The 19,823-nt window shown below is 52.3% G+C and carries 20 protein-coding genes and 1 riboswitch; of the genes, 5 read left to right on the top strand and 15 right to left on the bottom strand.

All coding sequences use genetic code 11. The annotated features are described in order from the left end of the window. Positions 1–46: 46 nt before the first annotated feature. From dauA to HUF18_RS02985, 5 genes are all read right to left on the bottom strand, one after another. The gene (dauA, locus tag HUF18_RS03005) at positions 47–1,750 is read right to left on the bottom strand and encodes a C4-dicarboxylic acid transporter DauA (protein WP_225691087.1); all 1,704 of its coding nucleotides are present in this window, start codon (positions 1,748–1,750) and stop codon (positions 47–49) included. A 107-nt stretch (positions 1,751–1,857) separates the two neighbouring features. Beyond that, a complete protein-coding gene (locus tag HUF18_RS03000) occupies positions 1,858–2,169 on the bottom strand; it encodes a DUF167 family protein (protein WP_225691086.1) in 312 nt (103 codons plus the stop codon). Continuing rightward, on the bottom strand, positions 2,166–2,753 hold the full coding sequence (locus tag HUF18_RS02995; RefSeq protein ID WP_145467864.1) for a YggT family protein: 588 nt from the start codon (positions 2,751–2,753) through the stop codon (positions 2,166–2,168). The genes HUF18_RS03000 and HUF18_RS02995 overlap by 4 nt, the downstream gene beginning before the upstream one ends. 137 nt (positions 2,754–2,890) lie before the next feature. Next, positions 2,891–3,712, bottom strand: a complete 822-nt coding sequence (gene proC, locus HUF18_RS02990) for a pyrroline-5-carboxylate reductase (protein ID WP_225691085.1) — start codon at positions 3,710–3,712, stop codon at positions 2,891–2,893. Positions 3,713–3,817: 105 nt separating this feature from the next. Continuing rightward, on the bottom strand, positions 3,818–4,519 hold the full coding sequence (locus HUF18_RS02985) for a YggS family pyridoxal phosphate-dependent enzyme (protein WP_145467868.1): 702 nt from the start codon (positions 4,517–4,519) through the stop codon (positions 3,818–3,820). Positions 4,520–4,646: 127 nt separating this feature from the next. Here HUF18_RS02985 and HUF18_RS02980 point away from each other — a divergent pair, with 127 nt between their 5' ends. The 5 genes from HUF18_RS02980 to HUF18_RS02960 all read left to right on the top strand — a co-directional run bounded on the left by HUF18_RS02980 (position 4,647) and on the right by HUF18_RS02960 (position 9,804). After that, positions 4,647–5,681 (top strand): type IV pilus twitching motility protein PilT, encoded by a 1,035-nt coding sequence (locus HUF18_RS02980; protein WP_145467870.1) that lies wholly within the window; start codon positions 4,647–4,649, stop codon positions 5,679–5,681. Positions 5,682–5,692: 11 nt separating this feature from the next. After that, a complete protein-coding gene (locus HUF18_RS02975) occupies positions 5,693–6,808 on the top strand; it encodes a PilT/PilU family type 4a pilus ATPase (RefSeq protein WP_145467872.1) in 1,116 nt (371 codons plus the stop codon). A gap of 420 nt (positions 6,809–7,228) precedes the next feature. Continuing rightward, positions 7,229–8,236, top strand: a complete 1,008-nt coding sequence (locus HUF18_RS02970; RefSeq protein ID WP_225691084.1) for an ABC transporter substrate-binding protein — start codon at positions 7,229–7,231, stop codon at positions 8,234–8,236. A gap of 1 nt (position 8,237) precedes the next feature. Continuing rightward, entirely contained in the window at positions 8,238–9,023 is a 786-nt protein-coding gene (locus HUF18_RS02965; RefSeq protein WP_225691083.1) for an ABC transporter ATP-binding protein, read from the top strand. Beyond that, positions 9,016–9,804: an ABC transporter permease gene (locus HUF18_RS02960; RefSeq protein WP_225691082.1), complete on the top strand. Its 789-nt coding sequence runs from the start codon at positions 9,016–9,018 to the stop codon at positions 9,802–9,804. Before HUF18_RS02965 ends, HUF18_RS02960 begins: the two co-directional genes overlap by 8 nt. Positions 9,805–9,881: 77 nt before the next feature. Here HUF18_RS02960 and HUF18_RS02955 read toward each other — a convergent pair whose 3' ends face one another. The 10 genes from HUF18_RS02955 to moaA all read right to left on the bottom strand — a co-directional run bounded on the left by HUF18_RS02955 (position 9,882) and on the right by moaA (position 19,559). Continuing rightward, positions 9,882–13,376: a hypothetical protein gene (locus HUF18_RS02955; RefSeq protein WP_225691081.1), complete on the bottom strand. Its 3,495-nt coding sequence runs from the start codon at positions 13,374–13,376 to the stop codon at positions 9,882–9,884. A gap of 275 nt (positions 13,377–13,651) precedes the next feature. Next, positions 13,652–13,999 (bottom strand): hypothetical protein, encoded by a 348-nt coding sequence (locus tag HUF18_RS02950; protein ID WP_225691080.1) that lies wholly within the window; start codon positions 13,997–13,999, stop codon positions 13,652–13,654. 189 nt (positions 14,000–14,188) lie between these two features. Beyond that, positions 14,189–14,845 carry a LysE family translocator gene (locus tag HUF18_RS02945; RefSeq protein WP_225691079.1) on the bottom strand — a complete coding sequence of 219 codons (657 nt, stop codon included), beginning with the start codon at positions 14,843–14,845 and terminating at the stop codon, positions 14,189–14,191. A 138-nt stretch (positions 14,846–14,983) separates the two neighbouring features. Then, positions 14,984–15,541, bottom strand: a complete 558-nt coding sequence (locus HUF18_RS02940; protein ID WP_145467886.1) for a GNAT family N-acetyltransferase — start codon at positions 15,539–15,541, stop codon at positions 14,984–14,986. Between the two features lie 522 nt (positions 15,542–16,063). Further along, positions 16,064–16,543 (bottom strand): molybdopterin synthase catalytic subunit MoaE, encoded by a 480-nt coding sequence (gene moaE, locus HUF18_RS02935; RefSeq protein ID WP_225691078.1) that lies wholly within the window; start codon positions 16,541–16,543, stop codon positions 16,064–16,066. A gap of 2 nt (positions 16,544–16,545) precedes the next feature. Continuing rightward, complete coding sequence (locus HUF18_RS02930; protein ID WP_225691077.1) at positions 16,546–16,794, bottom strand: MoaD/ThiS family protein; 249 nt, start codon at positions 16,792–16,794, stop codon at positions 16,546–16,548. A gap of 9 nt (positions 16,795–16,803) precedes the next feature. Further along, a complete protein-coding gene (gene moaC / locus HUF18_RS02925; RefSeq protein ID WP_225691076.1) occupies positions 16,804–17,289 on the bottom strand; it encodes a cyclic pyranopterin monophosphate synthase MoaC in 486 nt (161 codons plus the stop codon). 51 nt (positions 17,290–17,340) lie between these two features. Next, a complete protein-coding gene (gene moaB / locus HUF18_RS02920; RefSeq protein WP_225691075.1) occupies positions 17,341–17,880 on the bottom strand; it encodes a molybdenum cofactor biosynthesis protein B in 540 nt (179 codons plus the stop codon). An 8-nt stretch (positions 17,881–17,888) separates the two neighbouring features. Further along, positions 17,889–18,491, bottom strand: a complete 603-nt coding sequence (mobA, locus tag HUF18_RS02915) for a molybdenum cofactor guanylyltransferase (protein WP_225691074.1) — start codon at positions 18,489–18,491, stop codon at positions 17,889–17,891. After that, positions 18,492–19,559, bottom strand: coding sequence for a GTP 3',8-cyclase MoaA (gene moaA / locus HUF18_RS02910; protein ID WP_225691073.1), 1,068 nt, complete (start codon positions 19,557–19,559; stop codon positions 18,492–18,494). Further along, positions 19,548–19,721, bottom strand: a riboswitch (molybdenum cofactor riboswitch). (Overlaps the previous gene by 12 nt.) Positions 19,722–19,823 lie beyond the last annotated feature (102 nt).

The raw sequence follows: 19,823 nt of genomic DNA, 5'->3' as shown, positions 1-19,823 counted from the left end.
GATTAACCGGCGGATCAGCAGTGCTTAAATCGTTGGCTCTTGTTCTTTATGGTAATGAATCCTGCAGTCTCGGATAAAAAGACAATATATTATCCTGTGGCTTAAGCCCCGCGCGGGCGAGGGTTTTCAGCGGCTGAAACTGCAGGTCGGCAATACGCACTTCGGTATTGTATTTGGCGCTGGCGGCTAAAAATTTCAGCAAGGCGGCCAGGCCGCCGGCATCAATAACCGGTACGGCATCCATATACAGAATCACAGCTTTTTTATCGCGGCTGTGAATCGCCAGTTCAGAGAAAATCCGGTCAGCGGCGGCAAAAAACAGCGGCCCGTTTATTTTATAAACTGCCCAGCCTGCAGGCAGAGGTTCGCTGATTAATTTGCTGTTGTCGCTGATATCGCTGACTTTGGTCATCTCGGAAATATCGCGCATAAATAACAGCGAGGCGAGCACGATACCAACGCCAATGGCGATCACCATGTCGAACAATACGGTCAGGCTCAGGCAGGTTGCCAGCACCATAATGTCGCCTCTGGGCGCGGTGCGGAAAAAGTGCAGCACTTTATCGGCCTCACTGATATTCCACGCCACCAGTAATAACAGTGCCGCCATCGAGGCCATGGGCAAATGCGCCAGTACCGGTGCCAGTACCAGCAGACCGGCCATTACCACCAGGGCATGAACCATTGCCGCGATTGGCGTTTGCGCACCGGCGCGGAAATTGGCGGCCGAGCGGGCAATGGCGGCGGTGGCGGTAATACCACCAAAAAATGGCACCACAATATTGCCGATACCCTGACCCAGTAACTCACTGTTGGCACTGTGGCGGGTGTTGGTCATGCCATCGAGCACCACCGCACAGAGCAGGGATTCAATCGCGCCGAGCATGGCAATGGAAAATGCTGCAGGCAGCAATAACTGCAGCAGCGACCAGGACAAACCAATCGGCTGGCCGTCGGCGCCGGGTTGTTCCCAGGGCCAGAAAAATTCCGGCAATATTGGTGGAATACCGCTGCCAACCGAACCATCCGGTAATAAATAACTGAAACGGCTGCCGATGGTGTCGACTTCGTGGCCCTGTAAGCCCAGCAGCCAGGCGGTTAATACACCAACCAGCAGTGCCGGAATATGGGGCGGCAGGCTGCTGATTTTTTTCCACAGCAGCAGAGTCGCAAAGGTGGTGAGGCCGACGGTCAGGCTGGCACTATCAAAGCCGGGTAACGCCTGTGCCAGGGAGTGTACTTTTTCGACATAGGTTTCCGGGTATTGAATAGTCAGCCCGAAAAAATCCTTTAATTGCAGAGTCGCAATCACGATGGCAATACCGGAGGTAAAGCCGAGGGTTACCGACTCGGGAATATATTCGATAAAACGCCCAAGGCGGGCAAAGGCCATGGCAATCAGAATCAGGCCGGATAACAGGGTGGCAATCAGCAAACCTCCGAGGCCGAACTTTTCCGCAATGGGATAAAGAATGACCACAAAGGCCGCGGTCGGGCCGGAAATGCTGAAGCGTGAGCCGCCGGTCAGGGCAATAATAAAACCGGCAATCATGGCGGTGTATAGGCCGTATTGCGGCGCGACTCCGCTGGCGATTGCCAGTGCCATCGACAGCGGAATGGCGATAATACCAACGGTGATACCGGCAATAATATCTTTGCCAAAACGTTGTGCGGTGTAGGGTGATTCTTTCAGGGATTCGCGCAGGGCATTGGCGATGCGCAGGGAAAATAAATGAGCGCGGTGCGGCATTCAGGGGCTCCCGGCAGGAGATAAGAGGGCGGCACTATAACACAAAGAGTGGGGTTTTTGTTGGGTGCAGGGTTGGGATAAGGGATGGGGGAAGAAGAGGTGCGGGATTAAGACTGTGTGATCAGGGCTTCTGCCGGCAGCCTTTGCGGTTGTGTGATGCGCACGCGTTTATGGCGATTCAGCTCGCCACTGATAATGCTGACAGCACTTTTGCTGACGCCAAACTGTTTGGCGAGAAATTTAACCAGTTCGCTGTTGGCTTTGCCTTCAACCGGTGGCGCCTGAATACGGACTTTCAGGGCATCACCGTGTATGCCAGAGAATTCGCTTTTAGACGCTTTGGGCTGCAGGTGGCAGACGAGGAGTAAATCCCCGTCTGTCCATTGGTAATGTGCGGCAGAGTGTTCGGGTGTGCTCACAGGCCGATGATCAGTCCGCGCGGAATCTGCAGCATCTGCACTAGCGGGCCAAGCAGCATTATTTCGACAATTTTAATTGCCAGAAAAACCAGAATCGGCGACAGGTCGAGGCCACCCATATCCGGCATCATTTTGCGGATAGGACGTACGACAGGTTCGAGAATCTGGTTAATAAGAATCAGTGCCGGGTTGTAAGAGCCTGGCGCAATCCAGGAGGCAATCACGGTAATCACCAGACCCCAGAAGTAGATATTCAGCAGCAGCGCAAACAGTCCGACCGGCGCCCACAGGAGAATGTTGGCCCAGGGCAGGCCATATCCGGCAAACATAAAGATAGCGGCAAACAACAGCGCCTGAACAACATAGGCGAGTACCAGTGATGCAACGTCCAGTCCGCCAAAGCCCGGAATAATACGGCGTAACGGAATTAATACCGGATTGGTGGCTTTGACCAGAAACTGCGAAATCGGGTTGTAAAAATCGGCGCGCACCAGCTGCAGCAGAAAGCGCAGAATAATAATAAACAGCGCCATACTGCCGATGGTATTGATCAGTAACAGTCCGACCTGAGAGAACGGTGACATGGTAACTCCGTGAATATTTAATGGCTGGCGGCCGCTTATGGCCGTCAGCCTTTAACATATAGGCGCCTCAGCGCCTTTTCCAGTCCTGACAATGGTCTTATTTGTCAGGAAACCTCAGCACACCCCGGTACGGCTATTCAGGCTTTACCCAGCTGTTCACTCAGCTCGGCGGCACGGTCGCTGGCGGCTTTTAAGGCAGCATCGACAATATCGCGCATATGGGCGGCTTCAAAAGTGGCAATAGCGCGCTCGGTGGTGCCACCCGGAGAGGTTACACGGCGGCGCAGTTCGGCCGGACCAACATCGGATTGCATTGCCATCTGACCCGCGCCCAGTGCGGTTTGCAGGGTCAGTTTGGTTGCCGTTTGTTCGCTCAGGCCAAGCTTTTTACCGGCTTCGATCATGGCTTCCATCAGCAGGAAATAATACGCCGGGCCACTGCCGGAAACAGCGGTTACGGCATCGATTTCGGCTTCGGTTTTTACCCACACGGTCAGGCCAACGGCACGCAGCAGGGAATCGGCCTGGTTGCGCTGGTCGAGGCTGACGTCTTTGCTGCCGAGCAGGCCGGTTGCGCCCAGTCCCAGCAGAGACGGCGTGTTGGGCATACAGCGTACGATGGCGCGGCAGCTGCTCCAGCGTGCCAGGCTGTCCATATTGATACCGGCGGCAATGGAAATCAGCAGTGGCTGACGCTTGCTCAGGGTGGCCTGCAGGGGTTCGAGAACCTCTTTCATCATCTGTGGTTTGACCGCCATGATGACGACATCGGCTTTGGCGATGGCATCAAGGTTATCGGCGTGGGTGGTTACACCGAATTCTTTTTCCAGCTTGCTGCGTTGTTCGGCGCCGGGGTCGGAAACATGAATCAGGCTGGCCTTGGTTTCGCCCTGTTTGATCAGGCCGCCAATAATGCTGGAGGCCATGTTACCGCCACCGATAAATGCGATTTGAGTCATGCTGGTTCCTTCTTTTGTATAAAGTCGCAGCGCCCGGTACGAGCGGGAGCTGCATTAATTCTGGTCGATTATGAGCAGTTTGCCGTTTCTTCCGGCATTCCGGTATCAGTTGTTGGCAGGATAGTCGCGGGCACCAAAAATATCGGTACCGATGCGGATCTCGGTACTGCCGCAGGCTATCGCCAGCTCCAGGTCGCCGGACATACCCATTGAGAGCGTATCCATTGCCGGAAATTCTGCCGCCAGCTGCTGATACAGCGCCTGCATCGCCTCAAGCTGGGTGCGCAGGCGCTCTTCATTACCGGTCGCTTCCGGAATACACATCAGGCCGCGCAGGCACAGATTGGGCAGTTCGCTGACCAGAGTGCAGAGGGCGTGCGCTTCAGCGGGCAGCACTCCGGCTTTTTGCTCTTCGGCAGAAATATTCACCTGCACCAGTACATTCAGCGCTGGCAGGCCAGCGGGGCGTTGCTCGCTCAGGCGGCGGGCAATTTTGTCACGGTCAACGGTTTCTACCCACTGGAAGTGTTCGGCGACGGGACGCGTCTTGTTGGACTGCAGCGGGCCGATAAAATGCCATTCAATATCGGTCAGATGGCTGAGGGCGGTGATTTTGTCCATGCCGTCCTGCAGGTAGTTTTCACCAAAGCTGCGCTGGCCGAGGGCGTAGACAGCCTCGACCATAGTTGCGGGTTTGGTCTTACTGACCGCAAGCAGGCGTACACTCTGAGCAGGGCGGTTGTTTTGTGTACAGGCCTGTTGCAGGCGTTGCAGCACATTCTGGTAATTCAGTTCAAGAGTAGACATTTCAGGGGCTTGGTTTATCTTTTTGACCTGCAACCCATTCCGGGTTGGTGAATCCTGATAATATAGAAGCTTGTCGGCTGGCGCACCCTTCGCCGGGCCAGCCAGTAAAAAATAACGAGGAGTGGCTATGGATATTACTGAACTGCTTGCCTTCAGTGCCAAGCAAGGCGCGTCGGATCTGCATTTATCGGCCGGCTTGCCGCCAATGATCCGGGTTGATGGCGATGTGCGCCGTATCAACCTGCCAGCACTGGGGCATAAAGAAGTTCATAGCCTGGTGTATGACATCATGAACGATAAGCAGCGTAAGGATTTCGAAGAGTTCCTTGAGACTGACTTCTCGTTCGAAGTGCCGGGTGTGGCGCGTTTCCGTGTGAACGCCTTTAACCACAACCGCGGTGCCGGTGCGGTATTCCGTACCATTCCGTCGAAAGTTCTGACCATGGACCAGCTGGGCATGGGTCAGGTGTTCAAAGATCTGGCGAAGATTCCACGCGGTATCGTACTGGTTACCGGCCCGACCGGTTCTGGTAAATCGACCACGCTGGCGGCGATGATCGACTATATCAACGAAAGCAAATACGACCACATCCTCACCGTGGAAGACCCGATCGAATTCGTACACGAATCGAAAAAATCGCTGGTTAACCAGCGTGAAGTTCACCGTGACACCTTAGGCTTTAACGAAGCACTGCGTTCGGCGCTGCGTGAAGACCCGGACGTCATTCTGGTGGGTGAGATGCGTGACCTTGAAACCATCCGTCTGGCGCTGACCGCGGCAGAAACCGGTCACATTGTATTCGGCACCCTGCACACCAGCTCGGCGGCAAAAACCATCGACCGTATCGTCGACGTATTCCCGGCGGAAGAAAAATCCATGGTGCGCTCCATGCTGTCGGAATCTTTGCAGGGGGTTATTTCCCAGACTCTGCTGAAGAAGAATGGCGGCGGCCGGGTTGCGGCCCACGAAATCATGGTGGGTACACCGGCCATCCGTAACCTGATCCGTGAAGATAAAATTGCCCAGATGTATTCGGCCATTCAGACCGGTTCGGCTTACGGTATGCAGACCATGGATCAGTGCCTGCAGAACCTGTTGAACAAAGGTCTGATCAGCCGGGATGTGGCGCGTGAAAAAGCCAAAATCCCGGATAATTTCTGAGGTAACTGAACATGGCGATGGATAAGTTTTTACGCCTGATGGTGGAAAAAGGCGCCTCGGATCTGTTTATTACAGCCGGGGTTCCGCCTTCCATGAAGGTAAACGGTAAAATTATGCCGTTAAGCAAAAACCCGCTCAGTGCCGAGCAAACGCGCGAAGTGGTACTGGGGCTGATGAACAGCAAGCAGCAGGACGAATTTGAGGAGAAAAAAGAACTCAACTTCGCCATTAATGCCAGTGGTATCGGGCGTTTCCGTGCCAGTGCTTTTTATCAGCGTAACGTTTCCGGTATGGTGCTGCGCCGTATCGAAACCCGTATTCCGAGTGTCGATCAGCTTGGCCTGCCGGATATTATTAAAGAAATATCCATGGCCAAGCGCGGCCTGATTCTGTTTGTCGGTGCCACCGGTGCCGGTAAGTCGACCTCGCTGGCGTCGATGATTGGTCACCGTAATAAAAACAGTAAGGGCCATATTCTCAGCATCGAAGACCCGATCGAATTTATTCACCAGCACGATGGCTGCATTATTACCCAGCGTGAAGTGGGCTTAGATACCGAGAGCTTTGATACCGCCCTGAAAAACTGTCTGCGTCAGGCGCCGGATGTGATCATGATTGGTGAGGTGCGTTCTGCCGAAACCATGGAGCACGCCATTACCTTCGCCGAAACCGGACACCTGTGTCTGGCGACCCTGCACGCTAACAACGCTAACCAGGCGCTGGAGCGTGTGATTCACTTTTTCCCGCCGGATCGTCATAACCAGGTGTGGATGGATTTATCCCTTAACCTGCGCGCCATTGTGGCCCAGCAGTTAATTGCCACGCCGGATGGCCGTTCACGCCGCGCGGTGGTGGAAGTTCTGCTGAATACACCACTGGCTTCGGACCTGATCCGTAAAGGTGAAGTGCACGAACTGAAGCCATTAATGGCCAAGTCCAACGAAGCGGGTATGCAGACTTACGATCAGGCGTTGTATGCACTCTACGAGCAGGGTGAAATCACCTATGAAGATGCTATTGCTCACGCCGACTCACCGAACGACCTGCGTCTGATGATTAAACTCGGCTCCGAAGCCGACGCCGATCATCTGGATGGTGCAACACGTAATCTGCGGCTGCAGGACTGATTTCTCAGCCTGTAGTACGTCATTAATAAAGGCCTCACAGGAGGCCTTTATTTTTTCCGGTAAAGCAGTGTGCTGACAAAGCGGACAATACCTTCTTTTATTCTCCCCGCCATAAAAAGTATCAACAACTCAAACGAGCTGCGAATACTGCGCAGAAATTTGCACCCATATTGAGTCACGACTCAACCTTTATGCACCACAAGCAAGCATAAAGTGTTTTCTCGGTGCTATGGCGAAAGCTTATTTCTCGACAGGCCCTAGGCTCTCCTTTCAGCGACAGGGCGTTTTCCGCGTAAGGCGCAGGCTTACGAAAAATAAATCTGAACTCGGGTACGGTTATTGCTGATAGCGAATAAAACCTGTCCAATTGATCAGAATTTTCTGGAGCGGACAAACGACTTAAAAATCAGGAGAAAATCCATGTTCAAGAAACTGACCAAACCTTTATTGCAGGTTACCGCACTGGCGGCTGCGTTAGGCTGTTCGGCCATGACACTGGCGGAGGATAAAGTAACCTTCCAGCTCGACTGGTTGCCCGGTGGTGATAAAGCCCCGGTTTATGTTGGTATTCAGCAGGGATTTTTTGCCGCCGAAGATCTTGAAGTAAAAATTGCCAGTGGTCGTGGCTCAACGGATGCCGTTACCAAAATGGCGACGGGCCAGTCGGACGTTGGTATTGCAGATATCGGCGCCTTAATGGCAGCCAAAGCGCGCGATGGCGTACCGGTATCGGCGGTGCTGTCGTATTTTTCTCAGGCGCCCCATGCTTTTTTCACCCTTGAAGGCAGCTCGATTAAAACCCTTAAAGACGTTGCCGGTAAAAGAATTGCGACCTCTCCGTTTACCTCCTCCAATGCCTTTTTACCGCTGGTTTTAAAAGAAAATGGCATGGCCGAAGACAGTGTGACGCTGGTGAAATCGGACCCGGGTGCATTAAGCCCGATGCTGATGACCGGCAATATCGAAGGCATTATCGCCTGGGTCACCAATGTTGCCTTATTCGAGAAACAAGCGGCAGAAGCCGGAAAAACCCTGCGTGTTATTCCCTGGACAGAGGGCGGTCTGGATTTATACAGCTCATCCTTAGTGGCCGCCGATAAATTCCTCAGCGAGCGTCCGGACGTTGCCAAACGCTTTGTTAAAGCCTACGCCAAAGCCGTGCAATTCACCTATGCCCACCCGGATAAAGCCGGTGCCGATATTCACGCCATGGTACCTGAGGTGGATGCTGCGGTTGCCAGTGCACAAATCCGCAGCATTAACGGTCTGGTGTATAACGAAGTAACCAGCAACGACGGTTTTGGTGCCTTAACACCAGAGCGTATGGCGTTAACCTGGAAGTGGGTTTCGCAGGCTAACGATATTGCCGCCGATGCTATGAATCCGGAAATCGCCGTTAACCGTGATTTTATGCCGGAGCAAAACTGATATGAGTAAGGCGTCAGAGCGTGCTTTTGTACGCATGGAACAGGTTGGTCATTGTTATGATCCGGCCGCTGGCAATATGGCGGTACAACAGATTGATCTGGAAATTCACCGCCATGAATTTGTAGCGGTGGTGGGGCCATCCGGCTGCGGTAAATCCACGCTGTTACGTATGGTGGCGGGGCTGCTGATTCCCAGCGCAGGTAAGGTCAGTGTGTTTGATCGTCAGGTGACTGAGCCGCGTGATGATGTCGGTATCGTTTTTCAGAAGCCGACGTTATTACCCTGGCTGACGGTACGCGACAATGTGCTGTTCCCGCTGAAACATAAATACGGGCTGGTAACGGCCGCCGATAAAAACCGCGCCGAAGAATTACTGGCGATGGCCGGTTTATCACAGTTTTCGGCACGTATGCCGGACGAATTATCCGGTGGTATGCAGCAGCGTGTCGGTATTGTGCGCGCGCTGTTATTAAACCCGGATATTTTATTAATGGATGAGCCGTTCTCGGCGCTGGATGCCATGACACGTGAACAGATCGGTTTTGATCTGCTGAATATCTGGACAGAAAATCCCAAGACCGTTCTCTTTATTACCCACTCAATTTCCGAGGCGGTGCTGCTGGCTGATCGTGTATTAGTGATGAGTCAGCGTCCGGGAACCGTACTGGATTTAATTGATATTGATATTCCGCGGCCGCGCAGCGCCAACACCATTAACACTCCGCGATTTGCTGAACTGACCGCACGTATCAGAAAACATATTTATGAGCCGGAAGCCCATGCTTAAATCAACGTCTTTTCCTGTCCGCCAGTGGCTGCTGAGTTATGCGGCGGCGCTGTTCTTTATTACCTTTGTACTGTTATGGGAACTGATCTGCCGTTTCGGTAAGGTGCCTGTGTATATCCTGCCGTCGCCGGTATCGATTGTGAATGCTTTCTTCGACGTGGAATTCAGTCGCTGGCTGGAGCATCTGTGGGCAACACTGCGGGTGGCCCTGATGGGGTTTGCACTGTCTATCTGTATCAGTATTCCGCTGGCCATTGCGATGGTTCGTTCGGAAGTCTTATCGCGCACTATTTATCCGGCGCTGGTGGTGATTCAGTCGACTCCGGTGGTGGCGGTTGCACCACTGATTATTGTACTGATGGGCACCGGCGATATGTCGCGGGTATTGATTACCTGTCTGATTACCTTTTTCCCGCTGGTGGTTTCGGCGGCAACCGGCATGCTGGAAACACCGGAAGAACTGATTGAGCTGAGTAAATCATTACGGGCTCCGCGTTATCGTGAAACCTGGCAGATCCGCATTCCTTATGCCATTCCGCATATTTTCAGCGGCCTGAAAGTATCCATTACGCTGGCCATTATCGGTGCTGTAGTGGCGGAGTTTGTCGCTGCGGAAAAAGGCCTGGGTTACTTTATTCAGTTCTCAACCTCTTTCTTTAAAATTCCGCAGGCATTTGCCGGATTAATATTCCTTGCGGTGGTCAGTCTGGTGTTATTCAAAAGTGTGCAATGGGCACAGCAGTGGCTGTATCCGTGGAGTATTCCGAAGAATAAACGCTGAAGCGTTAACCTGAGTGAAGCAGCGTGCTGCTGTTATCCGGGGTGATAACAGCAGCACTCCGTTTTGTCTGACCTGCTTCAGCCGATAAAACGCGCAACGATATCGCGGATTTTACGTGCTTTATCTTTGGCAAAAATACTGAGGAAAGAACGGCCATTATTCTGCTCTGCGAGCATTTCCACCAGAGTGGCGCGGTTCTCAGTATGCAGAAAGGCAGTACAGGACTTCAGCAGACCGTCATTGGCCAGCGCAATGACATAATGCCGGCAGGCTTCGAACTGACGGTTTTTAACGCAGTACAGCAGGATATGCTCAGGGCGGATATCCAGACGCAGCAACCACAGCAATAAAAAGGCCGCGGCCTGTTCTTCGTTGTCGTCTTCATCGGCCTCCAGCATGTCACTGAAGCTCATCTTGCCCTGCTTAACCTGATCGCTCAGATAGCCCTGAACGATGGTGTCACGTACCAGTTTAAAGCCACGGTAATTGTTATTAAAAAACAGTCGCGCCAGACGGTCGCGCTGTTCTTCATCCAGCAACCAGATAAAGCTGTCGACCCCGGTCATAGTGTACTCAGGAGCTTGCAGTTCCAGACCTTCACCCAGCAGATAATGTTCTGCCAGAGTGGCGGTTTGTTCATAACCGGCATTACCGTCCAGATAATTCAGAACCTGCTGATGCAGCTGCTGCAGGCAGGCTTCGCTGTCCAGCAGTTCATTGGCACGGGCTGAAATCTGAGCACGGTCAATACCGCCTTTAAATAACAATACATTGCCCCGGCAATGGTTCAGTTCCGCACTTTGCAGTTCGGGGCCGGCGAATATTTCGTAGTCGTCACCCATATCTTCAACCAGCCAGACGCCGAGCCAGGTCATATCGCCGGGAACAAAATCTTCCCGCGTGTGGTAGTCCGCAGCGATACGCAGCGGTTTTTTGCTCAGCACTTTGCTGTCGCAATCCAGTTGGGAGGAACCACTCTCGCTGGCCAGAATACTGTGCCAGTGTTTGAGGCTGAGACGCAGATTACGTTCCAGTGTGCGGCGGAAGTTTTGTTGCAGCTCGTCATTATTGCTGTAACTGAAGCGCGGATGACGTAGTTCCAGCAGACGATAAAACTGAATTTTATCGGCCTCGTTGATATAACGCAGTCCGTGTTGCAGCTCCTGTGCCAGCTTACGGCTGCGGCTGCCGAACATCGAGGTGTCGGCATCATCAATGGCGGCATACTGATCAAGCCAGTGAATATATTTTTCCGTGTGGTAAGCAGGCTGGCACTGACTGAGCTGGAAGGCCATTAAATAACCCTGATTAATTCCGGCTTTTTCCAGTGCTTCGTAATGATTGATTTCCTGTAATACATCTGCAAATTCCACATCGTAACTGTCATCGGAAAATGCCTGCATCACCAGCCGCGTGACCCGTATCGGTGCCAGCGCGACCATCAGTTTCCAGATGCGTTTGGCTGGCACGCTGCAGGGCAGAGGCAGGTGCTGCAACCAGAAGCAGATCAGCAGTATGCGCTGGTAATCATCGTCGTGGTCGTTAAAAAAGTGATAGCCATTCTGGAGTTCGCTGAACTGATTAAACGACAGTGAACTGCGGCGGGTACAATCGTCACGGTGGGCATAGCGGTTGATCAGCCCGATCATCTGTTGCTGATTTAATAGCGGTTGCTGTGCACAGAAATAATCGCGGAAAAGCTGCACCTGCTCCGCACTCATGCCACGGCCTTCCGGGCAGTAATGGCCGCCTTCAATATGAAAGCGCTTCAGTGGCAGGTTTGCGGCTTTTAACCATAAACTATCCTGCTGCAGGTATTCGGCCAGAACCGGAGTCTGCTCATCGGCAAAATTCTGCTGCCAGTCGTTGTGCAGAATAAAGGCCATCAGCGTAAAGTGGCCGATCTCCAGCTCGCTTTGTGCTGCATCGTCTGCCCAACTGGCGGGGTTGGCCAGAGTACGCTCTGAACCAATAAGTTGTTGTGCGCGCTGCAGCAGTGCCTTGCCCAGCCGCTCATCCATATCGCAGAATTCGCCCAGCAGGCTGTGCAATACTTTTTGTTGCAGCGCTTTTTCCTGATCTTCGGCCGGAATGCGGCTGAAACGGCGGAAATATTCGGCAGTGGTTAACAGCTCATCGTCGTCGACCAGAAGCTCGCGCATACTATCGGGGAATTCATCCTGCCCCAGTACGCGGTAAAAAATATCCAGCAGGCGCAGGTATTGCCGGGCGCGCTGTTCTTCACTGTCGGAGGTTAATACATCGGCAAAGTCTTCGGCGTCTTCGTCATCGCTTTGTAATTCGCGGCGTACGCTGTACAGAACGGAAAACAGGTCATCGCAGATGTCTTTGTTGCTGTCGCCAAAAATCAGCTCATCCTGTAAATCACGGTAAAATCCCGGCGCTGCTTTTTTGGCCAATGGTGCAAGTTCGGTGACGGGCAATTGCTGCAGCGCATCCTGCTGGCTGCCATCATATACGTACTGCCACAGTGCTTCGCCCTGAGGCAGAGCGAGAATCAGTGGTTTAACCATGCGCAGGCCATCACCCCTGGTTTCTTCCCGCTCCATGGATTCCTGTGAACGCAGATCACTGGCGGAATAACAGAATAACAGCGTGCTGCTTTGTGCCTGAATTCTGTTCTGCAGATCCAGTGCTTCGTCTTCAAGGCTGGCATGAATAAAATGCTGCTGGGCAAATTCTGCGCAATCTTCATCATCAAAACGGTCACCATCCATCGGCAACAGCGTCAGATAAAAATCCAGCACCGGGTTATGTGCCTCTTCATTATTATGAATCGACACCATCATTTTGGGCGTGTCGAGCAGACGCTCCTGCAGAGCCTGTTTAAACCACAGATATTCCTGCGGGTTAGAACGCAGATATTCTCCCAATGGCTGATAGTGGGTGTCGCTGCCCCACTCATGGCCAAACATCTGATAGCGGAACGGGTCGTTATCGCACCAGATATAGGCACTGATCACCTCGCGGCACCAGCCATAGCGATGCACAATATCGGCAAGAAATTTATGATATTCGCCGGCATGCTCGTCATCCCAGTACGGGATAAAAAACTGAGCCAATAACGGCAGATTATTCAGATCGCTGCGCGCCAATAAATACAGGGCTTCGGCGCCGAATACGTCCATATCATCGCGCCACATATCGTCCGTATCGTTATTGTCACGGGCATAGGCAACGATACTGCGGGCACAGCGTATAACCTGCTCTTGCAGTTGTGGAAACTGCAGCGCTAAGGCAAAGAATATGGGCTCAGAAATATAGACCGGATCATCTTCCGCGATTGTCTCATGGGAAGATTCGCTGTAACCATCCGGCGTCAGCCTCAGGGCGTCTTTGACATAAGTGCGCAGTGTTTCATCACGGATATCACTCAGTTGCAGGCGACGCTGGCCATTATTTTCAAGCGCAACAAATTCGATATTAAAAACCTGCTTCCTGAAGGCACTGCCATCTTCCAGATGCTGCTGGTACTGCAACAGCGCAGCAGCAACCGACTCACTGTCGTGTGGATTAAAAGCAATAAGAATAGATTTATCGAACTGATGCATGCGGTTCCCTGTAGTGGCAGCAGTGTCACAAGACACAGGCTGATGCTGTGCTGACTGTGCCTTCTGGTTGTAATGATAGCTTTCTCAAAAGAGCAGGGATAATAGCAGAGGATGACCGCTCAGGGCGTGTGAAGATGATAAAAATAGTAACGGCAGGTAAGGGGGCGGATAGCTGGGGAATGAACGCCGTCGTGACGGCAGTCGTCGGGCTGCCGTAAAAGATTGTCTGTGCCTTTAACTGATGGTCTGAGCAGCGCTCTGCTCAGGTTCTTACTTCAGGTTGCATTCTTCTGCCGCTGACAGAGGATAAGTATCCCTATTCCGGTGGAGATTGCGCCCAGATAAGTCAGAGTCATGGAGATATAACTTTTGACCAGCATAAATTCTGCCAGAGCCTGAGTATCCATAAAAGCTCCGGCCATAGAAATCATAAGATCCAGAGGTAAAAGAGAAAACATGATGACGCCGAAGCTCAGAAGATGAGCCGCGCCCCCGCCCAACTGTTTATGAATTTTTATTGTAGCCGCTACAGCAAGGGCCAGCGGTGAAAACAGGATAAACAGAGCTATCAGCGTACCTATGGAGTTGGTTGCACTGGCGAAGAAAGTGTAATTGTCAGACATGGGTATGGTCACTTATTTCAGTAGCTTTACCGACTGATATTTTCTTCGGTACTGGAAAATATCAGTTGGATTTATGAACAGTTGTATAAAGAGAGGGTACACCGAAGGTGAACCCTGGTTCAATAAATTCGGTACCTGATCCTCTGCTGCCAGTTTAACCGGGAAAAACTGCAGCAGTCCGTCATGTTGTTACTGTTTAGTCCAAACTGATTTGACAATGCCAAAGCCAATGGCACCTAAAATTGCACCAGTCACTTTGTCGATATAGAACGCCATTCGGGTAAATTTATTGCGTACGTTGTTGTTGGATAATAAATAGATGATAGCCACATCCCATAGAAAAACGATAGCCGTCATCCAGGCGCCAAGAAGAATTTTGAACTTTAAGCTGATCTCTGGTGTAAGCGCAACAGTGAAGAGACTCAGGTAAAATAACAGGTTTTTAGGGTTTAAAATTCCAGACAGAAAACCAGTAATGAATTCTTTTGAAAAGGAAATCAGAGAGAATCTTTCAGTGCCTTCGGATGTGGTTGCCATATTCTGATATGAACTTCTGGGTGCCTTTAATGCATGAAACGCAATGTACATAAGGAAAAGACCGCCAACAACTTTAAGTGCAATCATTATGGAAGTTGAAGCTGAAAGAATTGCTCCTACACTAATAAGGCATAGGCCAATGTAAACGGCATTGGCAGATGCAATCCCAAGTGCAACGCCAATGGCATTTTTACGATTTCCCTTTAAGGCACTTTTTACAACCAACACAAAGTCAGGCCCTGGACTGAGTAGCGCAAGGAAATGGGCGATTGCTACGGTAATGAAGATGCTGATCAAACTAAGTTCCATAAGGTTCTCTTCTTAATAAAAATTGATGAATTTCAGAGGAGTCTAGTACCATGTTGATTCGTGAAGGGCGCTCTGGCCTGAGCCCTTATCAGTTCTGCGATTTTATCCATGCTTATCCTGCGCCATTACGCGATTGGTTTACGGCTTCGGATGGTCACTCTTCAGCCGTCCATACATGGCTGAGTCAGAGACAATACCGTTGACTTCCCAGCGCTGTCTTAACAAACCTTCCCGGGAAAATCCGAGCTTCTCCAGCGTTTTTGCAGATGACTGATTGTCTGGATCGATCTCTGCTTCAATCCGGCGCAGCCCCAATACACTGAAACCGTACTGTATCAGGGCCTCGCCTGCCTCATTAATGTAACCCTTTCCCCAGGCTGCGTGGCCCAAACCAAAACCGATTTCGGCACGTTTGGATTCTGCGTCATAGCTGAATAGCATGCACTTTCCGATCAGCTCACCAGTGGATTGCAGATACACCCCGAGAACCAGCGATTCCTGGCGTTGCATCGAATCATTGCTCGCATTTATAAAGTCCAGAGAATCCTGAAGGGTTTTCCAGGGGGGCGTATTCCAATAGCGCATAACTTCAGGATCGGAGAAAATTTCCAGCAGGCTTTCCGCATCATTAATCACCAAAGGTTTCAGTGATAAGCGTTCGGTTTCAATAACCGGAAAAAATAATCCTTTGGGCATGCACGCCTCCATTTCGTAGGTAACCCTGAAATATCGCTCCCGTTAAAAATCAAGCGCCAGCGAAGGCCGTGCTTTTTAAATACGGTGTGAGCAGCAGTAGCTAGCATCAGAGCAGCTAGCTATGAGAGAAAGATTTAAGCTGGATAACGAGGGTACACTTAAGATGACTTAGTTATCAATAGTTTGTGTTAGGGCCTGTCGACACTAATTAAATAGGCCTGTTATCGGCTAAAAATATCTCAGGCAAGGCGCTGAGAGTGTGGCCTAACGGGTTAAGCGAGCGAACAGCAACGCAGAATGAGGTATTTTTAGCCATAACCCTTCGGGCTGAGGCCAGTTTTCCACATAAACGTCGTCGCTCGTCATTCATTTAGCCCGCTAATATCACTCCTCTCTCCTTGTTCTGAGAAAAACTGGCTCTCAGCAGGCCGGATTTACTTAGTGTCGACAGGCCCTAGCTGAACACCTGTGCCGGGCTGGCGGGAAGAGCAGGAGAAGCTGGCATAAGATCGCCGGAAACCCTTACTGCCACTTATCCAGCGCCTGTTTGTCTTTATCCAGCGCTTCTACCCAGCGCTCACCCTGGCTGGTAACCTCCTTTTTCCAGAAAGGTGCGCGGTTTTTCAGATAATCCATGATGTAATAGCAGGCATCGAAGGCAGCTTCACGGTGTGAGCTGCTGACTCCCACAAAAACAATCTGATCGGAAATCGCCAGGGGGCCAACGCGGTGTATCAGGCGCACGCGGTTAACGGGCCAGCGGGTACTGGCATCTGCGACAATCTGCTGCAGCGCTTTTTCGGTCATGCCCGGATAGTGCTCCAGCGTCAGGCCGCTCACTTGTGCCCCCTGATTCATTTCACGTACCAGTCCGGTAAAGAACACCACGGCGCCGTCGCTGCGGTTATCTTTGCGCAGCTCGGCGTATTCATGGGCAACGTCGAAATCCGCCTGTTGCACTGCAATATAGTGTTGGCTGTTGCTGGCGTTTCCTGTACTCATCGTCAGCCTCCGGTCACCGGCGGGAAAAATGCCACTTCATCACCGCTGTTAATCGGAGTGTCTTCGTCGTTGATCAGTGTCTGATTGATGGCGGCCAGTGCGCGTCCCGCAGCCAGACGTTCTGCCTGCTGTGGAAAATGCTGTATTAACGCAGCGCGCACGGTTGCCAGGCTGGCTGGTAACGGCAGGTCGATATCGCAGTGTGCGCAACCGAGTTGTTCGCGCAGGGCGGCAAAAAATAGAATATTCATAAACAGATTTTATCCTGTGCTGTCGGCCTGCCAGTGGCCGGTTTTTCCGCCCTGTTTTTCCAGCACACGAATGCCTTCGAGTACCATGGCCGGGTCAACGGCTTTGCACATATCAAACAGGGTGAGCGCGGCGACAGATACGGCGGTAAGCGCTTCCATTTCCACGCCGGTCTGGCCGGTGAGTTTGGCCAGACTGGTGATGCGCACCCGGTTGTGCTCCGGTTGTGCTTCAAAATCGACGGCCACTTTACTCAGCATCAGCGGATGGCAGAGCGGAATCAGCTGGCTGGTTTGTTTAGCCGCCTGAATGCCGGCAATACGGGCAACGGAAAACACATCGCCTTTATGATGTTCGCCAGCAAGAATTTTCTGCAGGGTGTCGGCGCTCATGCGCACGTAACCTTCGGCCCGTGCTTCACGCACCGTGGCGGCTTTAGTGCTGACATCCACCATGCTGGCTTCGCCGCGCTGATTAATATGGGAAAATTCACTCATAAGCTTTCATTCTTAAATAATCACTCACAATATTGGCGGTATTTATGTGCTTTAACCGCGGCTGCCACAGTGGGCGGTATTTTTTAACTGCGGTACAAAGTTGCATGGACGGTGGCGGCTGTCGAGCTGGGTCTGAATAATATCGTCCCAGGCGGTGCGGCAGGCATTGGTGGAGCCGGGCATGCAGAAGACGATGGTCTGGTTGGCCAGTCCGGCAATGGCACGGCTCTGAATGGTGGAGGTGCCGATCTGGTTGTAGGAAATCTGGCGGAACAGTTCACCAAAACCATCAACGGTTTTATCCAGCAGTGGCGTTACCGCTTCGGGGGTGGAGTCGCAGCTGGTAAAACCGGTGCCGCCGGTGATCAGCACGGCCTGGGTTTTGTCGTCGGCAATCCACTGGGATACGGCGGCACGGATCTTATAGACGTTATCCACCACGATTTTTTTATCGCTTAAAAAGTGCCCGGCATCGGTCAGCTTTTCGACCAGCAGCTGGCCGGAGGTGTCGGTGTCTTCGGTGCGTGAATCGGACACGGTTAATACTGCGATATTCAGCGGAATAAAATCTTCGGTAAAGGTTTTGGCCATGATTGTCCTCAGTGATGGGCGTGTTCAGCCCATTCGTCCGGTGTGTTGGTATTGGTCAGTGCATGCGTGCCGGGAGAGGGCAGCTGCATGCTAGCAAAGGTATGAATTAACGAACCGACAGAACGCCGTGCCGCCGGATTCTGCAGTTGTTCGTTCAGCCAGTGCAGCAGTTCCTGGCTGACCGGCAAATAAAGGGGCAAAAAATCCTGTTGGTAGCAGGCGGCTTTACCGGCGGCACGTCCGCTGCTGATCAGCAGCTGTAAATCCTGACTGCGGATATGCGGCATATCGACCGGCAGCAATATTAATTCGTCAATCTGATCGTTCAGTGCTGCTTTAACTGCAGCCTGAATACCCGCCAGAGGCCCGGCTCCGGCAATGTCATCGGCCAGTATTTTATAGTGACAACCCTCAGGTGCCGATAAGCCCAGCTCTGCCTGATGCGGCTGACGGCTGAGCCAGAGCACAGTCGGTTTAAGAGCAATTAACTGTTGCCAGTTGCGTTCGCCGAGATGACGAAAACCTTTCACCGGCAGCAGGGCTTTATCCTGCCCCATACGTTGTGACGAACCACCGGCCAGTAATACGGCAGCAAGCTGTGGCGTGTTCATTCAGCCACCGATCATCGCAAAATGAGATATCGCGCCGGTGCGTCCGGCCTGCAGATAATGGCTTTCTTTTTTCTGGCCGAGCAGGGCACGGATATGCTGCTGTATGTCAGCACTGGCATGATGAAGCAGTGGCCGTAATTCATGGCCTTCTTCACCGAATAAACACAGGTGTAATTTGCCCTGAGCAGAAATACGCAGACGATTGCAGCTTTTACAGAAATCCTGACTGTAAGGCATGATCAGGCCGATCTGTCCGCTGAAATCCGGGTGATAAAATTCCTGTGCCGGCCCGTCGTGGCTGCCGCGTAATTTTGGCTGCCAGCCATCCTGCAGTAACTGCTGTTTAATATCTTCACCACGCACATGCTGAGCGGCAAAAAATTCGGCGTTGTCGCCGGTCTGCATCAGTTCGATAAAACGCAGGGTTACCGGTGTGGCTTTTAACCAGTTTAAAAACTGACTAAGTCCGCTTTCATTAAAGGTTTTCAGCAGCACCGCATTCACTTTAATGCGGGTTAAGCCAAGGGCACGTGCACGTTCAATACCGTTAAGAATTTCCTGCAGTTTGTCGTGGCCGGTAATGGCCTGAAACTGCTGCTGGTCGAGGCTGTCGATGCTGACATTCAGCTGGTCGAGTCCGGCAGCTACCCAGTCATCAATCTGCTTGCTTAAACGGTAACCATTGGTGGTGAGCGCAACCTGCTCAATACCAGTGGTGTTTTTCAGGATGCGGATAATCTGCGGCAGATCTTTGCGCAGGCTGGGCTCGCCGCCGGTAATGCGGATTTTACGTGTACCCAGAGCGGCAAAGGTCTGCGCCAGCGTGGCAATTTCATCCAGGCTGAGCGGTTCGGGCGTGTCACTGCACTGGTAGCCATCGGGCAGGCAGTAATTGCAGCGGAAGTTGCAGACATCGGTTACCGACAGACGCAGATAGCTGAAGCGCCGGCCATGGGTATCCTGCAGCGTGGTGTCTGATGATTGCGGCACAATGCCGGTGGCAGACGCCGGTGCTGGCGGGATGTCGGCAACAGGCCGCAGGGGAATCAGCGGTTGTTGCGGTGTCATTGTTCACCTTTCCAAGAGTGGGAGGCCCGGGCATTTCTTTGCGGACCCTGGTGGCCGGACGCTGTGCGGTTGCAGTGCGTGGCGGTCACGGCTGGCGCGCCCTATTGCGGCTGTAAAACAGGTTGGCAACGTAGGCGCGGCAGCTCGGTGGTTTGACTCCAGTGTATGAGCTTTGCGCTGAAAGCTGAAGGCGAAATGTGCCACTTTTACCGGCTGTTTCAGGATTGGCAGGAGTGCGTTTCTGATTGCAAACGGTGGCGTCAG

The organism is Thalassolituus sp. ST750PaO-4 (genome assembly GCF_020320405.1).
Classification (GTDB): Bacteria; Pseudomonadota; Gammaproteobacteria; order Pseudomonadales; family Oceanobacteraceae; genus Venatoribacter; species Venatoribacter alkanivorans.
Note: the sequence above shows the minus strand (reverse complement) of the source record. Positions and strands in the feature narration are given on the sequence as shown.